The organism is Sphingomonas bacterium (assembly GCF_028292945.1).
In the GTDB taxonomy this organism is placed as follows: domain Bacteria; phylum Pseudomonadota; class Alphaproteobacteria; order Sphingomonadales; family Sphingomonadaceae; genus Sphingomonas.
Map to the genome: position 1 here is coordinate 1 of NZ_JAQGLJ010000129.1, position 4,901 is coordinate 4,901.

The 4,901-nt window shown below is 65.4% G+C and carries 2 protein-coding genes; both read right to left on the bottom strand.

Annotated features, from left to right (window positions below; genetic code table 11):
- The coding region (locus JWN21_RS13775; protein WP_299651383.1) for an amidohydrolase family protein at positions 1–1,494 on the bottom strand (1,494 nt) is incomplete at its 3' end.
- A gap of 10 nt (positions 1,495–1,504) precedes the next feature.
- Positions 1,505–4,324 carry a TonB-dependent receptor gene (locus tag JWN21_RS13780; RefSeq protein WP_299651385.1) on the bottom strand — a complete coding sequence of 940 codons (2,820 nt, stop codon included), beginning with the start codon at positions 4,322–4,324 and terminating at the stop codon, positions 1,505–1,507.
- Positions 4,325–4,901: the final 577 nt, after the last annotated feature.

The window sequence follows — 4,901 nt, forward strand, 5'->3', positions numbered from 1 at the left end:
ATAATCCATACCGACGGCATAAGCGTGCGGCTGCTCGTAGGTCGCCGTGTCGCGCACCGTCTTGGGATCGAACACGATCACGTCGGCAAAGGCGCCCCGGCGGATGATGCCGCGTTCGGGGATCGCGAACACCTTCGCCGGCAGGCCGGTCGCGGCGTGGATCGCGCGCTCGATCGGGATCACCGGCTTGTCGAGCACATAGTTGCGCAGCTTGCGGGGGAACGCGCCGTAGGCGCGAGGATGTTCGGAGGTCTGGCCGAACTCGGGCAGACCGCCATCGGTGCTGGTCATCGTCCATGGCTGGCGCATCAGCGCCTCGACGTCGGCCTCGCTCATGTTGAACGAAACCGTCGGCACGCCATCACCGCGGCGCAGCATGTCGATCGCGGCGTCGAGCGGGTCCTTGCCCTGCATCCGGCCGATCTCGTCGAGCCGCTTGCCGTCGAGCGAGGGATCGGCGGCAAAGTGCCGGATCATGATCGCATTCGGGCCCGCCCTCCGGGCGAGATTGGGGACCATTTCGGCGCGGATCTTCGCTCGCGTCTCGGGGTCCTCGAGCCTCTTGGCGAGTTCCTTGGCCCCGCCTTCCTGCGCCCATCCGGGCACCAGCGACGCCATCAGGCTCGATCCCGACGCTGTATAGGGATATTGATCGGCCCAGATCTGGAGCCCCGCGGCACGGGCCTTGTCGATATGCGCGATCACCTCGGCCGACTTGCCCCAGACCTGCGGGCCCAGCACCTTAATGTGGGTCACCACGGCCGGGATCTTGGCTTCGCGCCCGACGGCGATCACCTCCTCTACTGCAGCCACCACGCCGACGTCGTAATTGCCCTCATCGCGAATGTGGCTGGTGTAGAAGGCCTTGGGGAACCGCGCCGCCGCCTTGGCCAGCCCGACGATCTCGGCGGTGTCCGAGTATTTCGCCGGAATGTAGAACGGACCATCCGACATCCCGAAGGCGCCAGCGCGCATGGCGGAGGTGACGAGCCCCTCCATCTTCGCCTGTTCGGCCGGGGTTGCCTTGCGCGCGACATTCCCCATCACCGCCTCGCGCACCGCATTGTGGCCGATCAGCGGAATAACGTTGATCCCGGGCACCTGAGTCTGAAGATCGATGATCTGCTGGCGAAGATCGGCAGGCCCACCGCCGTCAGGATTGATCATCACCGTAGTGATGCCTTGGTGGAGCATCGACAGCGCCGCTGCGAGCTTCGCTGTCTGGATGTTCGGTGCGGCGTGCGAATGGACGTCGATGAAACCCGGCGCGACGATCCGCCCGCTCGCGTCGATCACGGCCGCCGCCCGCGCCGAGGCCGGAATGGTGCCGACAGCGACGATCCGGTCACCCTTGATCGCAACATCCGCCTTGCGTCCCGGCGCCTCGCTGCCGTCGTAGACCGTCCCGCCGCGGATCAGGACGTCATACTGCTGGGCGGCGGCTGGACTGATCGTGGCAAGCAGCGCAGCGGCGGAGAGCAACATCGATCTCATCGTTCGTCCTTCACATCGAGAAGCGCACGCCGAAGCGGTAGGTCCGTCCCAGCAGATCGTAGAGCGACTGGTTGGTCGCCGGGGTCGCATAGGCGCTGCCCGCCGGCCCCGGCGCGACCAGCGACGGATCCTTATCGAGCAGGTTGTTGACGCTGAGGAAGAGCTGCAGCGTACGCTCGCCTATCTTGACCTCGTAGGAGGTGGCCGCATCGAGGTAGAAGGCGCCCTTGATCCGATTGTCGTTGATGGTTCGGTTGGTTACGCTGGAAACCGGGCAATTGCCGGCGCACTCGATGAAGCTGTTGTCGTAGACGCCGGCGCTGACACCGCGGCCGACCAGATTGGCCTGGAAGCCGGCGTTCGAATAACCGCCCTGCACCCGGTACAGCCACTTCGGCGTGGTCCCCGCGTCGACTCCGTTCTGACCGACCCGCTCGACCGGTGCATCGATGCCGTTGTCGAAGAAGTTCTTGAGATAGCGGGTTGCCATTGCCCGCAGGGTGACGTCGCCGGCGCCGATCGGCACCCGGTACGAGCCTTCGATGTCGATGCCCTTCGCCCGCTGCCGCGCGAAATTGAACGGACTTTCGAAGACCTGCAAGGCATTGCCGAACGCATTGGGTCCGCGGACGACGGCGGTGCAGAACGCCTCGACGCCTTCGTTGCAGCGATCGACGATCGTCTGCGCATTCACCGAGCCGATCGCGCCGTCGATCATGATGTCGTAATAATCGACCGACATCGCGAAGCCGCGCAGGAACCGCGGAGTCAGCACGACGCCCGCGCCCCACTGATCGGCTCTCTCCGGCTCGAGCAGCGGATTGCCGCGGGTGGTGCCGGCGAACTGCACCGAGGCGTTGTTCTGCGATGAATCGATCACCACGTTGATCCGGGTCGAGCCGGCGGTGAACAACTCGCCGAGGTTCGGCGCGCGGATGTCACGCGAGCGCGTCGCGCGCAGGCGGATGTCGGGGATCGGCTGGAAGGTGACGCCCGCCTTCCAGGTCGTGACATAGCCCGAAGTCGAATAATCGGTGCCGCGCACCGCCCCGTTCAAGTCGAGACCATCGATCACCGGCACCAGCAGCTCGACATAGCCTTCGGTGACATCGTAGGCGCCGAAGCTGGGCAGGAAGTTGCCGACGAACCAGCCGGACTGAAACTCGGTCGGCACCTCTCCGGAGACCTTCTCGCGGCGATGCTCGGCTCCGACCGCGACCGACACTGGTCCGGCGGGCAGCTGAAAGGCGTCGAACGACAGGTTGGCGGCGTAGACGTTTTGCTCGAAGCGTTGCCGGCGGAACGGGTTGCCGAGAACGTATTCGAGCGCCGCCGGGCTGGCGACGCCGATGCCGAGCCGATTGAGCGGCACACAGCCGTTGCCGGGTGCGGTGAGGGTGGAGCGGCAGACGATCGTGCCCGCCGCCACCCCGATCGCATTGCCGGCGAGCGCGAATACCGCGTCTTGGGCGAGCGCAAGCCGGGCGTTGTTGGTGATGTCGCGCGCCATCTCGCGGGTCGCGCTGACCCCCTTCTGATAATAGACGTCCCAGCGCGCGCGGCCGGCGAACAAGGGGAACGAGCCGTTGGCGCCGACGACATAGCGCTGAAGCTCCCGGTCGGTGTCGTTCTTGCGGATCGGCAGGTCGGCGTTGGTCGTGCCGAGCGTGAACTGCGCGATGCCGAGGGCCTGGAGCTGGGCGCGGACCGGGGCCGGGATGAAGGCATTGTCCGATCGGATCGTGACATTGGCCTGATTGAGCTGGACTCCGAGCCAGCCGAGATTCTCCGATCTGGCGTAAGAGGCCTGGCCGAACAGCTCGAGGCCGTCGAGGATCTCGAAGCTCAGCCGGCCGAAGGCGCTTTTACGATTTTCCTCGGGATCGAGCGACTGGAAGCCGTTGACCTGGGTCGCCTGCCAGTCTCCGCCGATCTGCCACGGATCACGGTTCCCGCCGAAATTATACTGACTGACCGCGCCGCCGACACCGAACTGGGTGCCGCGCAGCGCGGTGTTGGTGATGACGCCGCCGCGCGTCGCCTGGCTGAGGCCCGCACCCGACACGACCAGCCGCTCGGGCTGGCCGTTGCCGACCGCGTAAGCGGGGTTGTTGATCATGTAGGCGCCGCGATTGTTCCAGTCGCGCGGCACACCGTGCAGGCCCTCCTTCACCGCGAGCTCGCCGTTGAGCAGCAGGTGGCCGCGGCCACCCGCGAAGCCGGTGCCGGCGGTCAGGTTGAAGCGGTAGCTGGCCGCATCGCCATAATCGGTGATGCCATATTCGGCGACACCCTTGAGGCCGCTATACTCCTTGTCGAGGATGAAGTTGACGACGCCTGAGACCGCATCCGAGCCATAGGCCGCCGATGCGCCGCCGGTGACGATCTCGACGCTCTTGATCAGGCCCTGCGGAAAGGTGTTGACGTCGACCAGCGCGCCGAGCGTCGACCCGACCGAGCGCTGGCCGTCGAGCAGGACGAGGGTGCGGGCGGTGCCGAGGCCGCGCAGGTTGAGCGCGTTGACGCCCGCGGTGCCGGCGCTGATCTGCAGGTTCGAATTGGCCGGGGTCGCGCTGCCGACCAGCGACGGGATGTCGTTGACATAATCGGCGATGTTCGCGGGCGCGGTCGCCTCGATATCCTCGGTGTTGAGCACGGTCAGCGGCGTTGGGGCGCGATAGCCATCGCGCTGGATGCGCGAGCCGGTGATGGTGATTTCGCCGCCCCCGCTCTCGGCTTGTGCCTCGTCCTGCGCGGCCGCGGGGGCAGAAACGGGAGGAATCTGCTCGGGCTCGGTGGGGGCTTCCTGCGCAAGCGCGGGTGCCGCCACGAGAATCAACGCTGTCGCCGACGCCCGCAGCGCCAGCTTCCGCTTCGCTTTTAGACCAAAATCCAAGTCGTGAGCGAACTCCGCGACGGTGCGGCTCGACGTTTCGATGCTCCCCCTCGTGAATGACGCCCCACCGACCAATGGTTTACCTCCTTGTTGCCGGCACTGTTTGCAAATCGTGATTCTACGGTATCGTATATCAAAGCTGACAGTGGCCAACCCGACGGTCAACCGGGCCATCGTTTCATAGATTTTGCGATGCTATAGCCATTGGATATGGGCAATAGGAGCAGTCCACGCGGCGATACTTATCCAGGATTGGCGCCATAGCTCCTATCTATAGGGCTCCGCTTCCTTTGAGGTTGGCCTGCCGCCTAGACGACATGATGGACGGACGGGGCAAGGTAAGCCCGCACCGAGATGCACGTGAGGACGTGAGACTGGCATGATCCCCTTTCCCTATCTGCTCTACTTGGGCGATTCCACGGACGAACTATCGGTCAAGACCTCACGGGGTGTGGCGGTGTGGCGGCCGGAGCAATGCCTGGGCGAACATCGGGGCAGGGGCTGCACGGTC